Here is a 22,709-nt window from a genome sequence, read left to right as displayed (position 1 = left end):
TAAGGCAACGCTGATCAAGTCGGTCCCTATCGGAGAAAATATGCCCCTTCCTTCAAATCGGAACGACCGATGAAACAGCAGACATTGGCGATGGCGGCCGATCAGGGCAGTGGATTCGAGCAGCATCGTCGGCCGACGCGCCGGGATGTGTTCCTGTCGACGATGGAGCAGATCGTGCCGTGGTCGGCACTGTGCGCGGTGATCGAGCCGTACTATCCGAAGGCAGGCAATGGCCGGCCGCCGGTCGGCCTGGAACGGATGCTGCGGATGTATTTGGTGCAGCACTGGTTCAATCTGGCCGATGAGGCCTGCGAGGAAGCGCTACTGGACAGCACGGCGCTGCGGCGGTTCGTGGGGATCGACCTGGGCCGCGAGCGGGTTCCGGACGCGACGACACTGCTGAAGTTTCGTCGCCTTCTGGAGACGCACGAGCTGGGGGCGGAGCTGTTCTTGCAAGTGAACCGGGAATTGGAAGCACGTGGCCTGAAGGTGGGCACGGGCACCATCGTGGATGCGACTATCATCGGCGCGCCCAGTTCGACGAAGAATGCGGACAAGGCCCGCGATCCGGACATGCATCAGACCCGCAAGGGGCAGCAGTGGTACTTCGGGATGAAGCTGCACATCGGCGTGGATAGTCGTAACGGCCTGGTGCATAGCGCGGCGGTGACGGCGGCCAATGTGCATGACAAGCACCTGCTGGGAGACCTGCTGCACGGGGAGGAACGCCGGGTCTATGGAGACAGCGCCTACGCCAGCCAGAAGGCGCTGATCGGCACGCATGCACCGCACGCCCGGGACTTCACCAACCAGCGGGTTCGCAAGCGTGGCGAAGTGAATGAGGTGCAGCGCCAGCGGAACCGCAACAAGTCGAAGATCCGTGCCCGTGTCGAGCACGTGTTCGCGGTGGTGAAGCGGCTGTGGGGCTTTGCCAAGGTGCGTTATCGCGGGCTGGACAAGAACGCGAACCGCTGCTTCGTGGCCCTGGGCCTGGCGAACCTGTACCTGGCGCGGGTGCGTTTGGCGGGATAGTTGCGCCTGCGGGGCCGCAAAAGCGGCCCGCAGCGCCCGGAAACGGGCATGGAAGGACGGCTGATCGTAGATCCAAGTGCGTCATGAGCCGGATCGGCCAGTTCGCTGGCCGTTGCGACTACTTGATCAGCGTTGCCNNNNCGCCCGGAAACGGGCATGGAAGGACGGCTGATCGTAGATCCAAGTGCGTCATGAGCCGGATCGGCCAGTTCGCTGGCCGTTGCGACTACTTGATCAGCGTTGCCCTAGACCACACTGCTGCGAAGACACCTGCGCGCGATGGCGTGGGGCATCGTGCTTGTCGGTCTGCTGTGCCCGTGCATGCGGACTGACAATGGCAGGCAGCAGGGCAAGCCAAAGGAGGATGCGCATGGGGCGTGCTGCCGTCCTGGAGGCGTTACGCATGGTCGCCACAGCGGAAACAGGTAGTCGCGTGTCGAAAGTCATTGGCGCCGCGCCCTTGCAACGCTGCCGATCTGCAGACATCACCGATGCCGACACACCATCGTGCAATCGCATGGCCCAGACGCAAAAAACCCCGCCTGAGCGGGGTTTTTTGCGTTTTGCCGTGAGTCGTGGTGCCCAGGAGAGGACTCGAACCTCCGCGAAGTTGCCCCCGCTAGCACCTGAAGCTAGTGCGTCTACCAATTCCGCCACCTGGGCGACTCAGGGGGCGAATTGTGCAAGCTGCACGCGCGGCTGTCAACGCATCTTCCGCAGAAATATTTGCCGTCGCCGTCGCCGTCGCCGTCGCCGTCGCCCGCGCTGCGCGTGACCGGGACAGCGCCACCATCGGCGCAGGCGCGCAACATGCGTCCGCCGCTGCAGCCGCCGCTTACGGCAGCTGCGTGGCCTGCAAGGCGACCTCCACGCTCTGCACCGGTTCGCTGGCCGAGCGCGCCAGCTGCACGCGATACGTGCCCGCTGCGATCTTCCACTGCCGTGCCTTCGCGTCGAAATCGGCCAGCGTCTTCGGCTCGGCCACCACCTGCACGCGGCGCTTCTCGCCGGGCTTGAGCGTGAGCTTCTGCCAGCCGATCAGGCGCAGCGGGGTGGCGTGGCCCTCCGGCAGCACGAGGTAGAGCTGCGGTACCGTAGCGCCTTCGCGTTCACCGGTGTTCTCCACGTCGAAACGCGCGGTGAGCGTGCTGCCTGTTGCATCCACCTGCAGGTTGCCCATGTCAAAGCGGGTGTACGACAGGCCATGCCCGAACGGATAACGCGGGGTGAGCTTGCGTGCGGCAAACCATTTGTAGCCGACGTTGGCGCCTTCGATGGTGTAGTCGATGGTGTCCTCGCCGGGTTTGGCCGGCTTGAAGCCAAGGCCGGGAATCGACGGGCGTGGCAGCTGCGATTCGTCCACCGGCCAGGTCACCGGCAGGTGGCCGGACGGATTCACCGCGCCGGTGAGCAGGTTGGCGATCGCCTCGCCGCCGCCGATGCCCGGGTACCACGCCTGCAACACCGCCGGCACGCGCTCGGCCCAGGGCATGCGCACCGGCCCATTGGTTTCCAGGACCACCGTGGTTTTGGGGTTGGCCTTGGCCACCGTCTCGATCAGGGCGTCCTGGTTGTCGGGCAATTGCATGTCCGGCAGGTCCACCGATTCGGCCGCCCACTGGGTGGCAAACACGATCGCCACGTCGGCGGCCTTGGCCGCGCGTGCGGCAGCGGCGCGGTCGGCGCCATCCACGTAGTCGATCTGCACGTTCGGCAATGCGGCGCGCAGCGCCTGCAGCGGCGAAGACGGATGGATGATCACCGGGCCCGGCCAGGTGGTCGGGGTGAGGCCGGGCACCGCATTGCCGCCGTTGATCGTGTAGTCCACCCGCGAGGAGCCGCCACCGGACATCACGCCCTTGTCGGCATAGCCGCCGATGACCGCGATGCGGCGCACCTGGCTGGACAGCGGCAAGGTGGCCTGCTCGTTACGCAGCAGCACGCTGCCTTCTTCGGCAACCTGCTGCGCGGCCAGTTGCCCGGCCTTGCCATCGATGGGTTGGCGCTGAGTCGGGTGATCGAATGCGCCATGCGCGAACAGGCTGCGCAAGACCCGCTTGACCATGTCGTCCAGGCGCGCGCGCGGCACCACCCCGGCACTCACCGCCATGCGCAACGGCGCGTCGAAGAACACCGCCGCATCGAACACTTCGCCGGCCGATTGCTGGTCCAGCTCGGCCAGCGCGGCTCTGGAGCCGCTGTGCACGCCGCCCCAGTCGGACATCACGTAGCCGGGGTAGTGCCATTCCTGCTTGAGTACCTGGTTGAGCAGGTAATCGTGCTCGCAGCCGTAGATGCCATTGATCTTGTTGTAGGAGCACATCACCGAGGCGGGGTCGCCGATCTTGAGCGCGATCTCGAAGGCCAGCAGGTCCGATTCGTGCATGGCCTGCTCGCCGAGTTGCGCGCTGTGGAAGTTGCGCCGGGTTTCCATGTCGTTGAGCGCGAAGTGCTTCATCGTCGATAGCACATGCGCGCTCTGCACGCCGCGGATCGACTCGCCGACCATGCTGCCGGCCAGCAGCGGGTCTTCGCCGGCATATTCGAAATTGCGGCCGTTGCGCGGGTCGCGCTGGAGGTTGACGCTGCCGGCCAGTAGCACATTGAAGCCCTGCTGCCAGGATTCGCGGCCCATGGTCCGCCCGCCCTCAAAGGCCAGCTGTCGATTCCAGCTGGACGCGGTGGACGGGCCCGATGGCATCGCGGTGGCGTAGTCGCCCTTGCGGATGCCGCCGGGATTGGTCACGCCAACGCCGGCATCGGCCAGTTGCTGCGCCGGGACGCCCAGCCGTGGAATACCCGGCACATAGCCGGCCGAGCCCAGCGCGCCCTCGGGCTTGGGGATCTTGTCGGTGCCCAGGCCGAAGTAGCTGCGCAGCATCTGGAATTTTTCGTCTTCGCTCATCTGTGCGAGCAGCCGGTCGGCACGCTGGTCCGCCGTCAGTGCGGTATCCATCCACGGCTGCGGCGCGGCAGCCGTTTGCGCTACTGCCGCCGGTGCAGCCAGGGCCATGCCCAGGCTCATCACCACCGCCAGCACCAGCGGGCGCGAACGGGAGACGGGGTATGTAAACGTTTTCAGATCGGGATGTGGCACGGGGTGTCCTTTGTTGCGGGGTCATGTCAAAACAGGTCGGGCACCGCGGTGCCCGGATCGGAGGGCGCTCTGGCGCGCCTGGCCGCTCGCCGAACTGGCGGGGCCGTCAGAAGTCGGTCTGCGCGGTCCGCAGCACCGGATACAGCTGATAGCGCTCGTCCCAGGAGGAATGGCGCCGGGCGAAAAATTCCAGCCGCGCCTGCGGGTCGGCGGCAAAGGTCGTGTCGTTGGCCAGGCGCTGTTCGAACTGCGCCTTCAGTCCGGCATCGCGGGCCAGCATGTCGCGCGCCACGTCTTCGGCGACGTAGGCCTCCATGTATTCCTTGCGTTCGAAGGCGGTATTGAAAAAGCCCCACTGCAGCAACGAGTCCGGCGCCTGTGGTTCCAGCATCGCCATCACCAGGCGCGCCTTGGGTTGGGCGATGGGCACGAACAGCGAGCCGGCCGGGACGGCGCGGCGTTCCTCGCGCCATTGCCCACTGACTTCCACGGTTTGATGGCCTTCTTTGGAACGTGCCGCAAAACGGGTGTCTTCGGCACGGAAGCTCTGCACCGGGTAGTCGGCAGCACTGTCGATGGTGCGGAAGGCGACGCCGTGCAGGCGCAACTTCTCTGCGACGAAGGCGGCCTGCGCGGCCGGCACCAGATAGCCGCCGCGCGGCGCGTCGACCACCAGATCGGGGGCGATCTGATCGCGCAGCGGCACGTTCCAGATTTGCGGGGTGCTCTCGTCGTAGCGCGTCATCAATGCGCCGGAAATCGGCGAGGGCGTACGCGTGTACGCATAGCCGCGAAACGCCACGGTGCGCGCCTTGGGGCCGGCCGCAAAACTCAGTGGCTCGGACGTGCCGGCCAGGCGACTGGCGCGTTGGTCGGCAGCCAGCGCATCGGCGCGCCAGGCGGTGCCATGTCTGGCTGTCTGCTGCAGCACCGAGACGATGGCGTTGCGGGTCACCCGCACGCGCGTGGGGTAATCCTTCCACGAGTGCGTTTCCACCAGCATGCCGAAGCGATTGCGCAGCAGGAAATAGCCATGCGAGAAGCGCGGCGGCGACACGTCGTCGGCAAAGCCGGAGGTGGGATCGTCCTCGCGCACGAAGGAGGGGTAATACGGCAGCGGCAGCGAGCCCTGCTTGCGCAGGTCGGCCAGCACCGCATCGCGCCAACGGGTGCCGTCGCGCTGCAGGGCGGTGTCGCCCGCGTGCACCGGCTCCACCTGCACCGAGACGTCGTGCTCGAACTTGGCGCCGTCGGTGACGTGCAGGTCCACGACCATCAGCGGGTCCCATTGCTGCACCAGGCGCAGCATGGCCTGCATTTCCGGCGCGTCGGCCTTGAGGTAGTCGCGGTTGAGGTTGAGGTTCTGCGCGGTGGTGCGCCAGCCCATCTGTTCCGGCCCGCGCTGGTTGGGGCGGTTCAAGGCGCCGAAGCGCTCATGGCCATCGATGTTGAACACCGGCACGAACACCCACACCAGCTTGTCGAGCACGCCCTTGCCGGCCTTGCCGTCCAGCAGCTCGCGCAAGGCCAGGAAGCCGGCGTCCTTGCCATCGATCTCGCCGGCATGGATGCCGCCCTGGATCAGCACCACCGGCAGTTTGCGTTGCGCGGCGGCGTCTGCATCCAGCGCGCCGCTGGTGGAGACGACCAGCGCCTTCATTGGCCGGCCTTCGGGCGTGGTGCCGAACTGCATGCAGCGCACCGCCTGTGGATAGCGCTGCGCAAAGGCATCGCACAGCGCAATGACTTCGTCGTAGCGGCCGGTCTGCACGAACCCGCTGCGCTCGGCCACGCTGGTCAGCGGCTCGGCGGCAAGCACAGTGGAAACGGAAGTCGATAACAACAGGCCCAGGGCCAGGCGGGTGTAGCGGGGCATCCAGCAGTCCGGTGGTCCAGGAAAACGTTTGCAATGTAGCCGAGCCGGCGCGGCAGGCCAATCTGCACTGCGGCATGCGCGCATCGTTCGAGCGGCCACGACCACGTGCCGCGTCGCCAGCTGCGGGCGTTCGCTGCGCAGCGTTCTGCCGCCGCACCTGGTGCACGGTTGCAACCGGATGGATGCAGCACTGTGCAGCCGCATGGCGGCCAACCAGCTGGCGCCGGTACGATAGGGCCTGTCACCCGTTCGACCGGACCGCCTTTGACCACCACGACCTTGCCCGGCCCCACTGCCGGCGCGCGCCTGCCGCGCCAGATTCCTTTCATCATCGGCAATGAAGCCTGCGAGCGTTTCAGCTTCTATGGGATGCGCAACATCCTGGTGCAGTTCCTGATCACTTCGCTGCTGCTGCAGGAGATCAGCGGCCCCGGCCGCGAGGCCGAAGCCAAGCACATCCTGCACAGCTTCATGATCGGGGTGTATTTCTTCCCGTTGCTGGGTGGGTGGCTGGCCGATCGGCTGTTCGGCAAATACAACACCATCCTGTGGTTCAGCCTGGTCTACTGCGCCGGGCACGCGTGCCTTGCGATGTTCGAAGGCAGCCGCAACGGTTTCTTCGTCGGGCTGGGGCTGATCGCGCTGGGCGCGGGCGGTATCAAGCCGCTGGTGGCCTCGTTCATGGGCGACCAGTTCGACCAGTCCAACAAGCATCTGGCCAAGGTGGTGTTCGACGCCTTCTACTGGATCATCAATTTCGGCTCGTTGTTCGCCTCGCTGCTGATTCCGTTGGCGCTGAAGAACCTGGGGCCGTCCTGGGCGTTCGGCATCCCCGGCATCCTGATGTTCGTGGCCACGCTGGTGTTCTGGCTGGGGCGCAACCGGTACGTGCGGGTGCCGTTGCCGCCGAAGGACCCGCACGGATTCGGCGCGGTGGTGCGCACCGCGCTGCTGACGCGCGTGCCGGGGCAGGGCCGTCCGGGCCTGGTGCTGGCCTCGCTCTCGGTGGTGCTGGCGCTGGCGAGTTTCGCCTGGGTCCAGCCGCTGGGCATCGTCATCTGCCTGTGCATGGCGCTGGTGCTGTTGCTGGCCGGCATCGGCGGCGGCACCTGGTGGCAGCTGGATCGCGCGCGCGGCACGCATCCGGATGCGGCGGTGGAAGGGGTGCGTGCCTTGCTGCGGGTGCTGGTGATCTTCGCGCTGGTGACGCCATTCTTCTCGCTGTTCGACCAGAAGGCCTCGACCTGGGTGCTGCAGGGGCGCGAGATGACCATGCCGGCCTGGTTCACCGCGTCGCAGATGCAGGCGATCAATCCGCTGCTGGTGATGCTGCTGATCCCGTTCAACAATCTGGTGCTGTACCCGCTGCTGCGCCGGGTTGGCTGGGAGCCCACGCCGTTACGGCGCATGACCAGCGGCATCGCCTTCAGTGGCGTGGCCTGGATTGTGGTGGGGGCGATCCAGGTGGTGATGGATGGCGGCGAGCCGATGCATATCGCCTGGCAGATCCTGCCCTATGCCTTGCTCACCTTCGGCGAGGTGCTGGTGTCGGCCACCGGCATCGAGTTTGCCTACAGCCAGGCGCCGCCGTCAATGAAGGGTGTGGTGATGAGTTTCTGGTATCTGACCACCACGGTCGGCAACCTGTGGGTGCTGCTATCGAACGTGGCGGTGCGCAACGAGACGGTGACCGCGCATATCGCCGATACTGGACTCAGCGAAGCGGCGTTCCTGATGTTCTTCTTCGCGGCCTTCGCATTCCTGGCGGCACTGGCCTTCGGCCTGTATGCGCGCGGTTATCGCATGGTCGACAATTACCGTTCTGCCTGAGGTCCGCATGATTACCCTGATCTTGATCGCCATCACCGGCATCGTCTCCTGGATGGCGTTCAACAACCGCAAGTTGAACGACCGCCTGATCCTGTGGCCGCCGGCGGTGGACAAGCACAAGCAGTACGACCGGCTGGTGACCTACGGCTTCATCCATGCCGACCTGGGCCACCTGGTCTTCAACATGGTCACGCTGTTCTTCTTCGGCCGGGTGATCGAGAACGTGATGCTGCAGCTCACCGGCAGTGTGCTGACCTATCCGCTGTTCTATCTGGCCGCGCTGGTGGTGTCGATCCTGCCCAGCTACCTGAAGAACCAGAACAACCCCAACTATTTGAGTCTGGGCGCCTCCGGTGCGGTGTCGGCGGTGCTGTTCGCCTTCATCCTGCTGCAGCCGTGGACCATCATCCTGGTGCTGTTCATTCCGGCACCGGCGATCATCTATGCGGTGTTCTACGTGGGCTACAGCCTGTGGATGGACCGCCGCGGTGGCGATCGCATCAACCACAGCGCGCACCTGGCCGGTGCGGCCTTCGGGGTGATGTTCATGCTGATCATGGAGCCGCGGGTACTGCAGATCTTCCTGGAGCAGCTGTCCAACCCGCGCTTGGGCTGAGTGACAGCCCGCAACGGCGGGCGATGTCCCCCGGCGGGCGCGTGTCCCGGCGGCCTGGTGCGGGCCCGGGGTGCAGATGCCAGCCAGGCCAGGACCGCGGTGGTGCATGACGGGTCCTGGCCGATGCGGCAGTGTCGACCTCAGGCCGCAGTGCGTTCCTGATCGGTGGCGAGTGCCGAGCCGGACACTGCGCCGTAAGCCTGCTGCAGGCGCTGGTAGACCGTGTCGTTGAGCTGCGCGAAGTCGGGATTATGGGTGTCGCCGGCGATGGCGAACTGTAACAGCCCTTCCAGCAACGAGCTGTCGCTCTGCGCGTTGTTTCCTGCCGAATCATTGTGCATGCGGTGACTCCTCATAGGTAAGACGAGGGCGCCAGGCATGCCGGAGACCGGCTGCGGCGAGCGCCATCGAGTCAGCTATCGGCGCTGCTGCAGCGAACTTGAGCAGGTCATCGCCGAGCCGGGCGGCCGGTCACAGCGTGGATTCATTTTCACGCAGGCGCGGCGTCGCGCTGGTCACACTGGCGGTACTTGGAAGCGGTGCAGACCCTGATGAAGGCAGCGACAGTGCACGTCGACCATGACCCGACACAGCAGCATTTCGTCGTAGACACCGATGGACAACGCGCCGAGCTGGTGTACCGCCGCGACAGTGCAGGCATGACCATCGCCTACACGCTGGTGCCGGAGGCGATCGCGGGTCGCGGGATCGCTGCCGCGTTGGTCGAGGCCGCTCTGGAGTTTGCCCGGGCAGCCGGGCTGAAGGTGGTACCCGTGTGCAGTTATGCGCAGGCCTACGTGCGTCGACATCCACAGTTTCAGGATCTGCTGGCCTAACGGCCGCAGCAGCACGTCAATCAGGGGAGCGGGTGGGAATGGGGCGGTTGCTTGCAGGAAATGGGGTGCGGGGCCTGCTGATGCTGGCGCTGTTGACGGGTTGCACGCAGCGCGAACCGGCTACTGCCGAGCCGGCCGAACCGGTGGCCGATGCCGCTGTGGCAACGCCGCCGCCGGTCGAGCCGGCAATGGTGCAGAGCGGTCCGCTGGAAGACGTGATCGAGCATGCGCCTGCCTATATGGTGGGTATCAGCTACCCGCGCGGCCTGGATGCCTATCCGGAACTGACCGCGTTGATCCGCAGATACGCGCAGGACGCGCGCAGCGAATTGATGCAGGCCGTCTCCGGTCTCGGCAACGACAAGCCTGCCGCGCCCTACGAGTTGTCACTGGCATTCGAAACGGTGTTGCAGACCGCCGACCTGATCGTGATTTCCGCCGACGGCAGCCGCTATACCGGCGGTGCACATGGCGAGCCATTGGTCGCGCGTTTCGTGTGGCTGGTCAAGGAGCGCAAGCAGTTGACTGCGCAGGCGCTGATTCCGGATGCGGCAGGGTGGGGCAAGATCGGGAGTGCGGTGGCCGCACAGCTACACGCCGCTGCCACGCAGCGCGTGGAAGCCGACCGCGTGCCGATCGAAGAACAAGCCGAACAGGTGGCATCGGCCGATCGCATGATCGCCGAGGGCACTGCCGCGCAGGTGGACAACTTCGCGCAGTTCGTCCCGGTGTTGAATGCTGCCGGGCAGATCACTGCATTGCGTTTCGTGTTTCCTCCGTATCAGGTAGGGCCATACTCGGATGGCACGCAAACGGCCGACGTCACGGCATCCACATTGCTGCCGTGGGTCGCGCCGGAATATGTACATCTCTTCGCTCGCTGAGGTATCGCCCCGCAGTCGATGTGATTGAATGGCTCGACCATTCAGTAATGTACTCCAACAGGTGATATGAGTAGTTTCGATCCAACCGCAAACCGCGTGGACCACACCTGCGCGCGTTACCCGGAATTCCCGCGGGAACCGGCCGTCCTGGTGAGGTTGATCAAGCATCTCTACAAGCGAATGCACACGCAAAGCTGCGTGCGGCTCAAGCCGTACGGCATCAGCCCGCCGGAATACGACATCCTGATGATGCTCCACGGCACGCCGGAGCAGGCCATCACGCCCACCGAAGTGGCCGAGGCGGCCAGCGAGAAACCCGCCAACATCACCCGGCTCACCGATCAGCTCTGCGAGAAGGGCTTGATCGCCCGCGGTGGCAGTCCCGACGATCGGCGCAAGATCGTACTGACCTTGCAGCCGGCAGGGCTGGCCTTGATCGAAAGCCTGTTGCCGGAAGCGTGCACGCTGTTGGATGCGCAAACGGCCGGCATCAGCGATGCCGAACAGGTGCGCCTGGAGAAGTTGTTGAAGAAGCTGCTCGATGGCGTGGATACGGTGGAGCCCTAGCGGCGGTCAACGTGTCCTGGGTGGTTGGCGGGAAGGCGCGCGGCAGACGCGAGACGAGCGATACATGCCGACCTGACGGCCTTCGCCGCGCACTGGTGTTCGCCAGGCCCACCATGTCCGGTATGCGGCACGCCCCACGCCTGGGTATATCAAAAACGCCGCCCGGATCGCTCCGGGCGGCGTTGTGTTTGGAGCAAGGCTGCAGGCCGGGTTACGGCTTGGACTGCGGTGCCTCTGGTGTGGCGCCATCGCCACCCTGGGCGCTCAGGCCGCGCTTTTCGAGCAGCGGCTCGATCTGCGGCGCATGGCCGGCAAAGTTCTGGAACAGCTCCATTGCGTCCACGCTGCCGCCGCGCGAGAGCAGGGTCTTGCGGAAGCGGTCGCCATTGGCACGGCTCAGGCCACCATGTTGCTTGAACCACTGCTGGGTGTTGGCATCCAGCACTTCGGACCAGATGTAGGCGTAGTACCCGGCCGCGTAGCCGCCCATGATGTGGCTGAAATACGGCGTCTTGTAGCGCGGCGGCACCGGCGCATAGGCAATGCCATCTTGCTGCAGGGCCTTGGCTTCGAACGCCATGACGCCGGCCGCATCGGGCACGTCGCTGGCGCTGGCCTGGTGCCAGTTCTGGTCCAGCATCGCCGCACCCAGGTACTCGGTGGTGGCAAAGCCCTGATTGAACTTGGACGCAGCAATCACCTTGTCCAGCAAGGCCTGCGGCATCGGCGTGCCGTTCTGATAATGCTTGGCGTAGTTCTTCAGGATGGACGACTCGTCGGCCCACATCTCGTTGACCTGCGAGGGGAACTCGACGAAGTCGCGCGGCACGCTGGTGCCGGAGAAATACGGATATTTGACGTCGGAGAACATGCCGTGCAGCGCATGTCCGAACTCATGGAACATGGTGGTCACTTCGTCCCAGGTCAGCAGCGTCGGCTGGCCGGCCGGCGGCTTGGGGATGTTGAGGTGATTGGCCACCACCGGCTTGAACCCGGTCAGGTCCGACTGCGACACATAGGAGTTCATCCAGGCGCCACCGCGCTTGGATTCGCGGGCGTACATGTCGGCGATGAAGATCGCCAGCTGCTTGCCGTCGGCATCGAACACGTCATAGACGGTGATGTCGTCGCGGTAGGTCGGCAGGTCGGTGCGCTGTTTGAAGGTCAGGCCGTATTCCTGGTTGGCCGCATAGAACACGCCGTTTTCCAGCACGTTCTTGAGCTCGAAGTACGGCTTGAGCTGCGACTCGTCGAAGTTGTACTTGGCCTGGCGCACCTTCTCGCTGTAATACGCCCAGTCCCACGCTTCGAGCTTGAAGGTCGGCTTGCGCGCGGCCTTTTGTTCCTTGTCGATCATCGCCTGCAGGTCGGCGGCTTCGCGCTTGGCATTGGCAACCGCAGCCGGTGCCAGCTTGCCGAGCATCGCATTGACCGCTTCCGGAGTCTTGGCGGTCTGGTTTTCCAGCGAATAGGCAGCGTAGGTCGGGAAGCCAAGCAGCTTGGCCTTGTCGGCACGTAGCTTCATGATGCGCGACACCAGCGCGGTGTTGTCGTACTGGCCGCCATGGCTGCCGCGCGACACCGAGGCGTCGTAGATCTTCTTGCGCAGCTCGCGGTTCTTCAGCTGGGTCAGCGGCGGCTGGCCGGTGGTGTTGAGCAGCGCAATCACGTACTTGCCTTCGAGCTTGCGCGCCTTCGCCGCTTCGGCAGCAGCGGCGATCTGTTCGTCCGACAAACCATCCAGTTGCTTGACGTCATCGACAACGACGGCAGCGGCATTCACCTCGGCCAGTACGTTCTGGCTGAAGGTGGTGCCCAGCTTGGCCAGCTCGGCATTCATCGCCTTGAGCGTGGTCTTGTCTGCATCGGAGAGCTTGGCGCCGTCGCGCACGAAGTCGCTGTAGTACTTCTCGACCAGGCGCACACCTTGCGCATCCAGTCCCAGCTTGGCGCGTTGGTCGTACAAGGTCTGGATGCGCGCAAACAGCTTGCCGTTGAGCGAGATCGCATCGCGGTGAGCGGCGAACTTGGCCGAATAATCGGCCTGCAGCTTCTTGCGCGCATCGTTGGTGTCGGCACCGACCAGGTTGAAGAACACGGTGGTGGCGCGGTCGAGCGTGGCGCCGCTCTGTTCCAGCGCGATGACGGTGTTCTCGAAGCTCGGCTTGGCCTTCTGGCTGGCGATCCTGTCCACTTCCGTCAACTGCTCGGCCATGCCGGCATCGAAGGCGGGTGCGAAGTCGCTGTCGCTGATCTTGTCGAACTGCGGGTAGTGCAGCGGCAGGGTGCTGTCGGCAAAGAAGGGGTTGGCTTGGGTGGCGGCCTGCGTGGTGGCGGGCGCGCCGATGCTGTAGGACGGCATGGCAAGTCCCAGGGAAGCGGCCAGGGCAAAAGCGAGACGGGTGGTCAAGAGGGTTGCTCCAGAGTGCGAGCCGCCGAGGCTAACCCAGCCGGCCCGCATAGGCCTGTGACAAAAGGCATGCCCGGGCGGCGCTTGTGCATGGGGCAGGGCAAGCGCTGACGACCTGGCAAGGCGGGCGCGGCCTTGGGGCAGTGTGCTGCCATGGCGTTTTGCCGGGGTGGCATCGTGCGTGGACCGGCGTGGTGCAGTAGGCGTATCCGAGCATGCAGGGCGCAGCGCAGGGCGTGCCGCATGGCGACTACGGCATGACGCAGCTGCGCTGCAGCAACGCGGGCAGACGCGTTACCCTGCGGTCTTCCCACACATCGAGCCAGACATGCGCGATCTTTCCAGCTTCGAATTCACCGACCTGGACGGTCGCACGCAGGCGATGCGCGATTACCTGGGCAAGGTGGTGCTGGTAGTGAATGTAGCGTCCAGGTGCGGCTTTACCCCGCAATACGCCGGGTTGCAGGCGCTGTGGCAGCGCTACCGTGAGCGCGGGCTGGTGGTGATCGGATTCCCCTGCGACCAGTTCGGGCATCAGGAACCGGGCGACGAGGCGCAGATCCGGCAGTTCTGTTCGCTCGACTATTCGGTGGATTTTCCGTTGTCGTCCAAGATCGAGGTCAATGGCAGTGGAGCGCATCCGCTGTGGCAGTGGCTCAAGCACGAGCAACGCGGCGTGCTGGGGTCCGAGGCCATCAAATGGAATTTCACCAAGTTCCTGATCGGCCGCGACGGCGCGGTGCTGGAGCGTTACGCCCCGACCACCAAACCGGACGCGCTGGCTGCGGACATCGAGCGCGCGCTAGTTGAATCGTAGGAGCGCACCTGGGCGCGACGAGGCATTCTCGGGAACGCTTCATCGCGCCCGGGTGCGCTCCTACGACAGTGCATGCCGGCGTCGCGGTCTGCGTAAACGCCGCATCGCGCTGACGTCTCACGCGCGCCGCATCACTTCTCGACGAACGCACGCTCGAACACGTAATGCCCCGGCGTGCCGATGCGCGGCGAGGTCTGGAAGCCGCGTGCGTCCAGCAGCGTGCGCAGGTCGGCCAGCATCTGCGGGCTGCCGCAGATCATGAAGCGGTCGTTGGCCGGGTCCAGCGTGGGCAGGCCCAGCGTCTGCTGCATGCGGCCATCGGCCATCAGCTCAGTCAGCCGGCCCTGGTTGGCGAAGGCTTCGCGGGTCACTGCCGGGTAATACAGCAATTTGTCGCGCAGGATGTCGCCGAGGAATTCGTGCTGCGGCAGCTCGCGCTCGAAGTAATCGCGGTAGGCCAGATCCTGCACGAAGCGCACGCCCTGGGTCAGGATCACCTTGTCGAAACGTTCGTAGGTTTCCGGGTCCTTGATGATCGACAGCCACGGCGCCAGCCCGGTGCCGGTGCCCAGCAGGTACAAGTTGCGGCCCGGGTGCAGGTCGCCGATCAGCAGCGTACCGGTGGGTTTCTTGCCGACCAGCACCTTGTCGCCGGGCTGGATGTGTTGCAGCCGCGAGGTCAGCGGGCCATCGGGCACCTTGATGCTGAAAAACTCCAGCTGCTCTTCCCAGTTGGCACTGGCGATCGAATACGCTCGCAGCAACGGGCGCGTTTCGGTTTCCAGGCCGATCATCACGAACTGGCCGTTCTCGAAACGGAAACCGGGGTCGCGGGTGGTGGTGAAGCTGAAGTAGGCATCGGTCCAGTGACGGACCTCGAGCACCGTTTCGGCGCCAAAAGCGGAAGACATACCGGTGAGTGTCGTGGGAGGAGTACCGGGCAATTCTACCTCAAGCCCGCCAAATGAGATGAACTCTCATTTGGCGGGAATGGAGAATTGGGAATCGGGAATGGGGTGCAGTGCCGAAAGATCTGTGCCTCTTCAGGATCCGCAGGCTCAGTACCTGTCAGCCGCAGGAGCGCCGCTTCTAACGATTCCCGATTCCCGATTCCCAGCCTCACCGATACCCAGCCGCCTGCAGCTCGAACAACTCCGCGTAGCGCCCGCCCTGGGCCATCAGCTCTTCGTGGGTGCCGTTGGCCTCGATGCGCCCCGCCACCAGCACCAGGATGCGGTCGGCCATGCGCACGCTGGAGAAACGGTGCGAGATCAGCACCGCGGTGCGGTTGTCCGACAGCTCCTTGAAGCGCTGGAACACCTCGAACTCGCTGCGCGCGTCCAGCGCGGCGGTGGGTTCGTCCAGGATCATCAGCTGCGCGTCGCGCATGTAGGCGCGGGCGATGGCGATCTTCTGCCACTGCCCGCCGGACAGGTCCACGCTGTTCTTGAAGCGGCGCCCGATCAACTGGTCGTAACCCTGGGGCAGCCCGGCGATCAGCTCGCCGGCCATCGCGCGCTGCGCGGCGGCCTGGATGCGGCCGGTGTCGCCCATCGCATCCACCTGGCCCACGCCGATGTTCTCGCCCACGCTCAGGTGGTAACGCACGAAGTCCTGGAAGATCACCCCCAGATTGGCGCGCAGGTCGTCCAGATCGTAATCGCGCAGGTCGCGGCCATCGAGCAGGATGCGGCCTTCGTCCGGGTCGTACAGCCGTGCCAGCAGTTTCACCAGCGTGGTCTTGCCGGCGCCGTTTTCGCCGACCAGCGCCAGCACTTCGCCGGCGCGCAGTTCGAAGTCCAGGTGGCGCACCGTCCATTGCTCCGCCTCCGGGTAGCGGAAGCCCACGTCCTGAAACACGAAGCCCTGGCGGATCGGGCGCGGCACCGGCAACGCGTCCGGGCGCGAGCGGATCTCCGGTACGATTTTGAAGAACGAGTACAGGTCGTCCAGATACAGGGCTTGCCCGGCGACCTGCGAAAAGCCGATCAGCAACCCTTCCAGCAGCTGGCGCAGGCGCAGGAAGCTGCCGGCCAGAAAGGTCAGGTCGCCGATGCTGAAATCCCCGCGCACCGTGCGCCAGGCGATGTAGCCATAGGCGGCGTAATAGCCCAGCGTGCCCAGCGCCGCCAGCAGCGCGCCCCACAGCGCCCGCTTGCGTGCAAGCGCGCGGTTGGCCTGGAAGAACTTGTCGGCCAGCCGGCGGTAGCGCGCGATCAGGAACCGGTGCAGGTTGAGGATCTTGACTTCCTTGGCGGTCTCCACGCTGGCGCCTACCTGGCGCAGGTAGTCGAGCTGGCGCCGCTCCGGCGTCCACTGGAAGTTGAGCGAATAGCCCAATGCATTGAAATGTGCCTCGCCGATGAAGGCAGGAATCAGGGCGATTGCCAGCAACACGATCAGCCACGGCGCATACGCCACCAGGCCCACCGCCAGGCTAATCACGGTGATGGCGTCCTGCACCTGGCCGAACAGCTGGCTCATCAGGTTCATGCGATTCATGGCCTGGCGCCGCGCGCGGTCCAGCTTGTCCTGGCGGTCCGGGTCTTCGAAATCCTCCAGATCCAGCTGCGCGGCGTGTTCCATCAGGCGCACGCTGGCGGCGTTGTTGAACAACTCCGACAGCAGCGCATCGGCATAACCGACCATGCGGCCGAGCAGGTCCGAGCCGATCGCCAGTGCCAGCTCCAGCGCCAGCAATTCCAGCAGCCGGTTCAGGCGGCCGCTGCCCAGCGCCTGGGCGAATGAGTCGAACGCCGGCGGCTGGCCCACCAGGTGGACCGCCTCGTCGATGATCAGCTTGCCGATGTAGAGCGTGGCAATCGGCATCAGCGCGCGCAACACGCGCAAGCCGATGCTGCTGGCGCTCAGCCAGCGGCTGGTCTGCCAGATCTGGCGCAGGAACGGCGGCAGGTTGCGCAGCGCATCCAGGCGCTCGCGCAGGGTGGGGCCGGTACGGGGAGCGGGCGCAGTGGCGCCGGAGTGGGAAGCTGACATGCGCATAGTGTGCCGGGCGGAGCGTGCGCCGGGAGTGTTGGGCGTTGCCGGGAGAGCTGGTCGCCGCCGGGCAGGCCTGCCCGGCCCATGGTCTGGCAGGGCGATGGGCGCAGGGCAACGCCATAGCGCGCCCTTTCGCAGCGCAGCCTTCCCGCGGCCGCGCCGGTCTGGCCGGCGGTTTGCTCTAAAATGCCCGGATTGCCCCCCGCCAGCCGTAGAGCCAGCCGTGACCTCGATCAAGCAGGAAGACCTCATCCAGTCCGTCGCCGATGCGCTGCAGTACATCAGCTACTACCACCCGGTCGACTACATCAAGAATCTGTCCGCCGCTTACGAGCGCGAAGAATCGCCAGCCGCCAAGGACGCCATTGCGCAGATCCTGATCAATTCGCGCATGTGCGCCGAAGGCCACCGCCCGATCTGCCAGGACACCGGCATCGTCACCGTGTTCCTGGACATCGGCATGAACGTGCGCTGGGACGACGCGACGATGGGCGTGGAAGACATGGTCAACGAAGGCGTGCGCCGCGCCTACAACCACCCCGACAACAAGCTGCGCGCCAGCGTGCTGGCCGATCCGGCCGGCAAACGCGCCAACACCCGCGACAACACCCCGGCAGTGGTCAACACCAAGATCGTGCCCGGCCACCATGTGGAAGTGATCGTCGCCGCCAAGGGGGGCGGGTCGGAAGCCAAGAGCAAGTTCGCCATGCTCAACCCGTCCGACTCGATCATCGACTGGGTGCTCAAGACCGTGCCGACCATGGGCGCCGGCTGGTGCCCGCCGGGCATGCTCGGCATCGGTATCGGTGGCACCGCCGAAAAGGCGATGCTGTTGGCCAAGGAAGCGTTGATGGAGCCGATCGACATCGTCGACCTGCAGGCGCGCGGCGCTTCCAATCGCGCCGAAGAGCTGCGCCTGGAGCTGTACGAAAAGGTCAACGCGCTCGGTATCGGCGCACAGGGCCTGGGCGGCCTGACCACGGTGCTGGACATCAAGGTCAAGGATTATCCGACCCATGCCGCCAACCTGCCGGTGGCCTTGATCCCCAATTGCGCCGCCACTCGCCACGCCCACTTCACCCTGGACGGCAGCGGCCCGGTGATGCTGGACCCGCCGTCGCTGGAAGACTGGCCCAAGCTCACCTACAACCCGACCAACGCGCGCCGGGTGAACCTGGACACCATCACCCGCGAAGAAGTCGCCAGCTTCAAGCCGGGCGAAGTGATCCTGCTCAACGGCAAGCTGCTGACCGGCCGCGACGCTGCGCACAAGCGCATGATCGACATGCTCAACAAGGGCGAAACCCTGCCGGTCGACTTCACCAACCGCTTCATCTACTACGTCGGCCCGGTCGACCCGGTGCGCGATGAAGTGGTGGGCCCGGCAGGCCCGACCACCGCTACGCGCATGGACAAGTTCACCCGCCAGATGCTGGAACAGACCGGGCTGCTGGGCATGGTCGGCAAGTCCGAGCGTGGCGATGCGGCGATCGAGGCGATTCGCGACAACAAGGCCGTGTACCTGATGGCGGTCGGCGGCTCGGCGTACCTGGTGTCCAAGGCGATCAAGGCCGCACGCGTGCTGGCATTCGAAGACCTGGGCATGGAGGCGATCTACGAATTCGAGGTCAAGGACATGCCGGTCACCGTGGCGGTGGATTCCACCGGCGAGTCGGTGCACAAGACCGGCCCGCGGCAGTGGCAATCGCGCATCGGCAAGATCCCGGTGGTGGTGGAATAAGGGCGCTAGCCAGCGGGCCCGCAGTGGCGGGCCGTTGCATCGCGCAGTGCAACCAGGGTGCCAGGCAATGCCGCGCCGACCGGGCCGGCGAGCGCAGGTGCAGCGCCGCGGTGGCGCCGCGCTGCAACCGCTGCGACGATGTACGGAATCCGTCGCAGCGGGCCAACTGCCCCCGCGCGGGTCTTCGATGGCATCCACCAGGGCGAGGACAATCGCTGTGAACCACGCAGGCTCGCCTGCACCAACCGACTCAGGAACCCGTATGAGCGCCACGCTGTACCACACCCCCAGCACTGCCGCCCTGGTCGTGCACTGGCTGCTGATCGAGCTCGACGTACCGCACGTACTGCATCCGCTGGATTTCGAACGCGCCGAGCAGAAATCGCCGCAGTATCTGGCGCTCAATCCGGCCGGCGTGGTGCCGACCCTGGTGCTGGACGGGCAGGTGCTGACCGAAGCGGCGGCGATTGTCTTGCACCTGGCCGACCTGTACCCGCAAGCCGGGCTGGCGCCGCCGGTCGCCACGCCCGAGCGCGCGGCGTATTACAGGTGGATGTTCTTCTGCGCCAACACCTTGCAGCCGGCGTACCGGGCCTGGTTCTACCCCGACGAGCCGGCCGGTGCCGCGCATGCCGATGCTGCGCAGGCGCAGGCACGCGCCAGGCTGGAAGCGGCCTGGGCGCAGGTAGATGCGCAGCTGCAGGCGCACGGCCCGTACCTGCTGGGCCAGCAGCTGTCGGCAGCCGACTTCATGCTCACCATGTTGATGCGCTGGTCGCGCAACATGCCCCGGCCAACCGACACCTGGCCTGCGCTGCAGGCGCATGCGCAGCGTATGAAAGCCCGCCCGGCATTTCAGGAAACCTATCGCCGCGAGGGCCTGACGGACTGGACCTGAACCGGCAGCGCGCGGCAGCGAATTTCTGTGCGCATCATCTCCAGATGAGTCGTTCTGCGCGTCAAGTCACATAGTACGATCGCGGCACCAATCAGAGAGCAGGGGCTCGTCCATGTCGCATTCCGCATCTCGTCGAAAACTGCTGCAATGTGCCTGTTGTGCGCCGATCGCGGCCGCCGCCGCGTCACTGCCGTTCGCCGTAGGCGCGGCGCCGTCGAAGAAGACCGATCTCAATGCCGAGCAGGCATTGCAGGTGCTGCGTGACGGCAACGCCGCCTTCGTGGAAAACCGCCCCAAGAAGGTCATTTCCGACAGCAAGCGCCGTCTGGAACTGGCGCTGGGGCAGACCCCGTTCGTGATTCTGGTGTCGTGCTCGGATTCGCGCGTGCCGCCGGAGCTGCTGTTCGGGCGCGGCCTGGGCGAGATGTTCATCGTCCGCAACGCCGGCAATACCGTCGACACCACGGCATTGGGCTCGATCGAATATGCGGTGAGCCAGCTCGGCGTGCCGCTGGTGGTGGTGATGGGCCACGAGAGCTGTGGCGCCGTCGCCGCGGCGGTGTCGGTGGTGGAAAAGAACGCATTCTTCCCGGGCGCGATCGGCGCGATGATCGAGCCGATCGTCCCGGCCGTGCTGACCGCCAAGGCCAAGGGCGGCGACGATCTGCTGGCCGCCTCGGTCAAGGCCAACGTCAAGCGCACCGTCGACCGCCTGCGCGGCGCCTCCGAACCGGCGCTGCTCGAACCGCTGCGCGCGGGCAACGTCCGCGTTGTCGGTGCGTACTACACCTTGAAGGATGGCAAGGTCGATTTCTTCGACGTCTGATCGCTGCCAAAACCGCTTCATGAAGACAGCGCAGGTCGGTCGCCTGCGCTGTCTTTTTTATATGTGGGGAGTGTGCGGAGCAGCTTATATATGTGCGGGGCAGCGTGATCGTCAGCGCTGCGGAACCTGAAGCGGCTATCAAGCTGCTGCGTTTACCGCCAGGCAGGCGTGGGCCGTGTCCGGAATCGGCACGCACTGCAATTCCTGCGCGCCGAGCTGACGACTGCCTGCCACGTCTACCGCTCCAGGCCTGCAATCGGGACGCAAAAAAGCCGGCATGCGCGCATGCCGGCTTTTCAATGGTCTCGACGTTGCTCAGCGCAGCGGTGCGATGTGCTTAGAACCACTCCAGCAACGACACGCCCAGGCCGATGTAGGTGGCCTTGTGGTTGTGGTCGATCAGGCTTTCGCCGTAGCCATCGAACACCTGCACGTGGCCGCGCAGCAGATTGGTGATCGGAAACCCGTAGTCCACCTGCAACGAGCCGTGCGAGCGGTCGCCACCGCGCAGCGAGTGGCGCGCGATCAGCGCCACTTCGTGGCCGTTCTTGTTGTAGACCAGGGTGGCATCGCCGCGGCCCATGTAATCCTCGATGTCCGGATTGTTGTCGTCGGCACGGTCTTCCTTGATGCGGAACCACGGGCGCAGGGTCAATGCCCAGTTCTCGCGATCCAGCCCGATGTTGAGGATCACCCGGTTCCACGAGCGCGACAGCGGGTCGGCGCGGCCGTTGGACATGTGGTTGAGGCTGATGCCGCTCATGCGGCCCTTCCAGCCGAAGATGCTGTAGTTGTTGCGGAACACCAGCATCGCTTCGGGTTCGTAGTTGGTCTCGCGGAAGGGGCGCGAGGCCTCGGAGTTGTAGGCCTGCCAGCGCGAGCTCTGGGTGTAGCCCATCCAGATGTCGCCGTTGTCGCCGAACAGGTCCTCGGCCACCTTGGTCTTGAAGCTGAGCTGGAACTTCAGTTCCGCACTGTCCAGTTGCTGCGGCGTGGACACCGAGTTGGCCGGATTCGGCGACTGCGGGGTGCGGTTGGTGTCGCTGGTCCAGAACGCAGGCAGCAGGTACACCGGTTTGTAGCCGCGCAGCTGGAAAGTGCCCAGCTTGGAATCCTTGGCCAGTTCCCAGCGGCGGTCCAGCAACGAGCCGCGCCCGGCATTGGCCACGGCTTCTTCCTTCGACGGGTCCTGGCCATCGGCGCGGAAGAAATCGCCCACGCGGCTGAGCGTGCGGGCGTCGTCGGGCTTGGCGGCGGCCTGCTTGGCCAGTTGTGCGGCGGCGTCTGCTTGCTGCACGGCTTGCGGGGTATGGCCCAGCGCCCGGTCGTAACAGGCCAGGCGCGCCGCATCCGAGGTCACCGAGGTGCAGGCCTGCGGCGAGGCGGGTTGCGGTGCGATTTCCTGCGCGTGTGCCAATGGCGCAGCGGCCAGGGCAATCAACATCAAGGGTCGGGTACGGTGCGTGGACATTGCGGTCTGGCCGAAGTGAGGGCGCCAGGCCGGCGCGAAGATGCGCAGCTTAACGGTCGCGTCTGCATACGCCGTGTGTACACGGTGGCATAACATGCGGCGGGGAACGCAGTGCGCCACTCATTGCATCGCGCCGCACTGTGTATGACGGGCATCTGCCGATGCGTCTGCTGCGATCGCTCTTTGATATCGAAGAGCCAGGCTCGGAAGCGCGGTGATTCAGAAGAACCATGCGATCGCGAACACGCCCAGCATGCACAGGCCCAACGCCAGCTTGGTCGCCGTGCCCAGCACGATGCCCAGCCAGGTGCCGATGCCCACTTTTGTGGCCTGATCGGTCTTGCGGGTCTGGTAGTACTCGCCGATCCAGGCGCCGGCGAACGGGCCGACGAACAGGCCGATCGGCATGAAGAACATGCCGGCGATGGCGCCGACCACCGATCCCCACAACGCCATCTTGCTGGCGCCCACGCGCTTGGCGCCATAGACGGTGGCCAGAAAGTCGATCAGCAACGACAGTGCGGTGATCGCCCCCAGGATCACCAGCGCGACCCATCCCACGTGGGTGAACCCATCGGCCCAGGCCGCGAGCTGCAGCCCGGCAAACACCAGTGGCAGGCCCGGAAGGGCCGGCAGGATGACCCCGGCCAGGCCGATCAACACCAGCGCTCCAGCCAATGCGTAGTAGACGACAGTCGTGTCCATGATGATTTAGAAATGTCCTATTTCAGGCTTGACGGAAATACGCAAGGGGTGCTTGAAAATTCATTTTGTGCGGGTTAAGTTGCAGCCGCTGCTGTTTGCAAAG

General features: G+C 65.3%; 18 protein-coding genes and 1 tRNA gene. 10 read left to right on the top strand and 9 right to left on the bottom strand.

Annotated features, from left to right (window positions below):
- The first annotated feature begins 69 nt into the window (after nucleotides 1-69).
- Complete coding sequence (locus XCSCFBP4642_RS0118410) at nucleotides 70-1,032, top strand: IS5 family transposase (protein WP_029218204.1); 963 nt, start codon at nucleotides 70-72, stop codon at nucleotides 1,030-1,032.
- 576 nt (nucleotides 1,033-1,608) lie between these two features.
- Here XCSCFBP4642_RS0118410 and XCSCFBP4642_RS0118405 read toward each other — a convergent pair.
- The 3 genes from XCSCFBP4642_RS0118405 to XCSCFBP4642_RS0118395 all read right to left on the bottom strand — a co-directional run bounded on the left by XCSCFBP4642_RS0118405 (nucleotide 1,609) and on the right by XCSCFBP4642_RS0118395 (nucleotide 6,005).
- A tRNA-Leu gene (locus XCSCFBP4642_RS0118405) sits at nucleotides 1,609-1,695 on the bottom strand.
- Between the two features lie 172 nt (nucleotides 1,696-1,867).
- A complete protein-coding gene (locus XCSCFBP4642_RS0118400; protein ID WP_029221066.1) occupies nucleotides 1,868-4,057 on the bottom strand; it encodes a beta-glucosidase family protein in 2,190 nt (729 codons plus the stop codon).
- A 178-nt stretch (nucleotides 4,058-4,235) separates the two neighbouring features.
- Entirely contained in the window at nucleotides 4,236-6,005 is a 1,770-nt protein-coding gene (locus XCSCFBP4642_RS0118395) for a M14 family metallopeptidase (RefSeq protein WP_029221065.1), read from the bottom strand.
- A gap of 264 nt (nucleotides 6,006-6,269) precedes the next feature.
- Here XCSCFBP4642_RS0118395 and XCSCFBP4642_RS0118390 point away from each other — a divergent pair, with 264 nt between their 5' ends.
- On the top strand, nucleotides 6,270-7,835 hold the full coding sequence (locus XCSCFBP4642_RS0118390) for a POT-type proton-dependent oligopeptide transporter (RefSeq protein WP_029221064.1): 1,566 nt from the start codon (nucleotides 6,270-6,272) through the stop codon (nucleotides 7,833-7,835).
- 7 nt (nucleotides 7,836-7,842) lie between these two features.
- The gene (locus XCSCFBP4642_RS0118385) at nucleotides 7,843-8,451 is read left to right on the top strand and encodes a rhomboid family intramembrane serine protease (RefSeq protein ID WP_029221063.1); all 609 of its coding nucleotides are present in this window, start codon (nucleotides 7,843-7,845) and stop codon (nucleotides 8,449-8,451) included.
- 140 nt (nucleotides 8,452-8,591) lie between these two features.
- Here the strand turns inward: XCSCFBP4642_RS0118385 and XCSCFBP4642_RS0118380 are convergent, their stop codons facing one another.
- Entirely contained in the window at nucleotides 8,592-8,792 is a 201-nt protein-coding gene (locus XCSCFBP4642_RS0118380) for a hypothetical protein (protein WP_029221062.1), read from the bottom strand.
- A 210-nt stretch (nucleotides 8,793-9,002) separates the two neighbouring features.
- Here XCSCFBP4642_RS0118380 and XCSCFBP4642_RS0118375 point away from each other — a divergent pair, with 210 nt between their 5' ends.
- The 3 genes from XCSCFBP4642_RS0118375 to XCSCFBP4642_RS0118365 all read left to right on the top strand — a co-directional run bounded on the left by XCSCFBP4642_RS0118375 (nucleotide 9,003) and on the right by XCSCFBP4642_RS0118365 (nucleotide 10,738).
- Complete coding sequence (locus XCSCFBP4642_RS0118375; RefSeq protein ID WP_033898527.1) at nucleotides 9,003-9,287, top strand: GNAT family N-acetyltransferase; 285 nt, start codon at nucleotides 9,003-9,005, stop codon at nucleotides 9,285-9,287.
- Between the two features lie 38 nt (nucleotides 9,288-9,325).
- A complete protein-coding gene (locus XCSCFBP4642_RS0118370; protein WP_029221060.1) occupies nucleotides 9,326-10,171 on the top strand; it encodes a DUF3298 and DUF4163 domain-containing protein in 846 nt (281 codons plus the stop codon).
- A gap of 66 nt (nucleotides 10,172-10,237) precedes the next feature.
- Nucleotides 10,238-10,738 carry a MarR family winged helix-turn-helix transcriptional regulator gene (locus tag XCSCFBP4642_RS0118365; RefSeq protein ID WP_029221059.1) on the top strand — a complete coding sequence of 167 codons (501 nt, stop codon included), beginning with the start codon at nucleotides 10,238-10,240 and terminating at the stop codon, nucleotides 10,736-10,738.
- Between the two features lie 211 nt (nucleotides 10,739-10,949).
- Here XCSCFBP4642_RS0118365 and XCSCFBP4642_RS0118360 read toward each other — a convergent pair whose 3' ends face one another.
- A complete protein-coding gene (locus XCSCFBP4642_RS0118360; protein ID WP_029221058.1) occupies nucleotides 10,950-13,148 on the bottom strand; it encodes a M3 family metallopeptidase in 2,199 nt (732 codons plus the stop codon).
- Between the two features lie 328 nt (nucleotides 13,149-13,476).
- Here XCSCFBP4642_RS0118360 and XCSCFBP4642_RS0118355 point away from each other — a divergent pair, with 328 nt between their 5' ends.
- Nucleotides 13,477-13,965 carry a glutathione peroxidase gene (locus XCSCFBP4642_RS0118355; RefSeq protein WP_029221057.1) on the top strand — a complete coding sequence of 163 codons (489 nt, stop codon included), beginning with the start codon at nucleotides 13,477-13,479 and terminating at the stop codon, nucleotides 13,963-13,965.
- Between the two features lie 131 nt (nucleotides 13,966-14,096).
- Here XCSCFBP4642_RS0118355 and XCSCFBP4642_RS0118350 read toward each other — a convergent pair whose 3' ends face one another.
- A complete protein-coding gene (locus XCSCFBP4642_RS0118350; protein WP_029221056.1) occupies nucleotides 14,097-14,876 on the bottom strand; it encodes a ferredoxin--NADP reductase in 780 nt (259 codons plus the stop codon).
- A gap of 208 nt (nucleotides 14,877-15,084) precedes the next feature.
- A complete protein-coding gene (locus XCSCFBP4642_RS0118345; RefSeq protein ID WP_029221055.1) occupies nucleotides 15,085-16,962 on the bottom strand; it encodes an ABC transporter ATP-binding protein in 1,878 nt (625 codons plus the stop codon).
- 226 nt (nucleotides 16,963-17,188) lie between these two features.
- Between XCSCFBP4642_RS0118345 and XCSCFBP4642_RS0118340 the strand changes: the two genes are divergently transcribed.
- The 3 genes from XCSCFBP4642_RS0118340 (at nucleotide 17,189) to XCSCFBP4642_RS0118330 (ending at nucleotide 20,430) form a co-directional block, all read left to right on the top strand.
- Nucleotides 17,189-18,706 carry a fumarate hydratase gene (locus XCSCFBP4642_RS0118340; protein WP_029221054.1) on the top strand — a complete coding sequence of 506 codons (1,518 nt, stop codon included), beginning with the start codon at nucleotides 17,189-17,191 and terminating at the stop codon, nucleotides 18,704-18,706.
- 262 nt (nucleotides 18,707-18,968) lie between these two features.
- The gene (locus XCSCFBP4642_RS0118335) at nucleotides 18,969-19,604 is read left to right on the top strand and encodes a glutathione S-transferase family protein (RefSeq protein WP_029221053.1); all 636 of its coding nucleotides are present in this window, start codon (nucleotides 18,969-18,971) and stop codon (nucleotides 19,602-19,604) included.
- Between the two features lie 187 nt (nucleotides 19,605-19,791).
- Nucleotides 19,792-20,430 carry a carbonic anhydrase gene (locus XCSCFBP4642_RS0118330; protein WP_029221052.1) on the top strand — a complete coding sequence of 213 codons (639 nt, stop codon included), beginning with the start codon at nucleotides 19,792-19,794 and terminating at the stop codon, nucleotides 20,428-20,430.
- A 337-nt stretch (nucleotides 20,431-20,767) separates the two neighbouring features.
- Here XCSCFBP4642_RS0118330 and XCSCFBP4642_RS0118325 read toward each other — a convergent pair whose 3' ends face one another.
- Entirely contained in the window at nucleotides 20,768-21,901 is a 1,134-nt protein-coding gene (locus tag XCSCFBP4642_RS0118325) for a phospholipase A (protein WP_029221051.1), read from the bottom strand.
- Between the two features lie 219 nt (nucleotides 21,902-22,120).
- Nucleotides 22,121-22,606: a DUF456 domain-containing protein gene (locus XCSCFBP4642_RS0118320; RefSeq protein WP_029221050.1), complete on the bottom strand. Its 486-nt coding sequence runs from the start codon at nucleotides 22,604-22,606 to the stop codon at nucleotides 22,121-22,123.
- Nucleotides 22,607-22,709: the final 103 nt, after the last annotated feature.

The organism is Xanthomonas cassavae CFBP 4642 (assembly GCF_000454545.1).
Lineage (GTDB): Bacteria > Pseudomonadota > Gammaproteobacteria > Xanthomonadales > Xanthomonadaceae > Xanthomonas > Xanthomonas cassavae.
The sequence above is the reverse complement of the archived record's forward strand: the minus strand, read 5'-3'. Positions and strand labels throughout refer to the sequence as shown.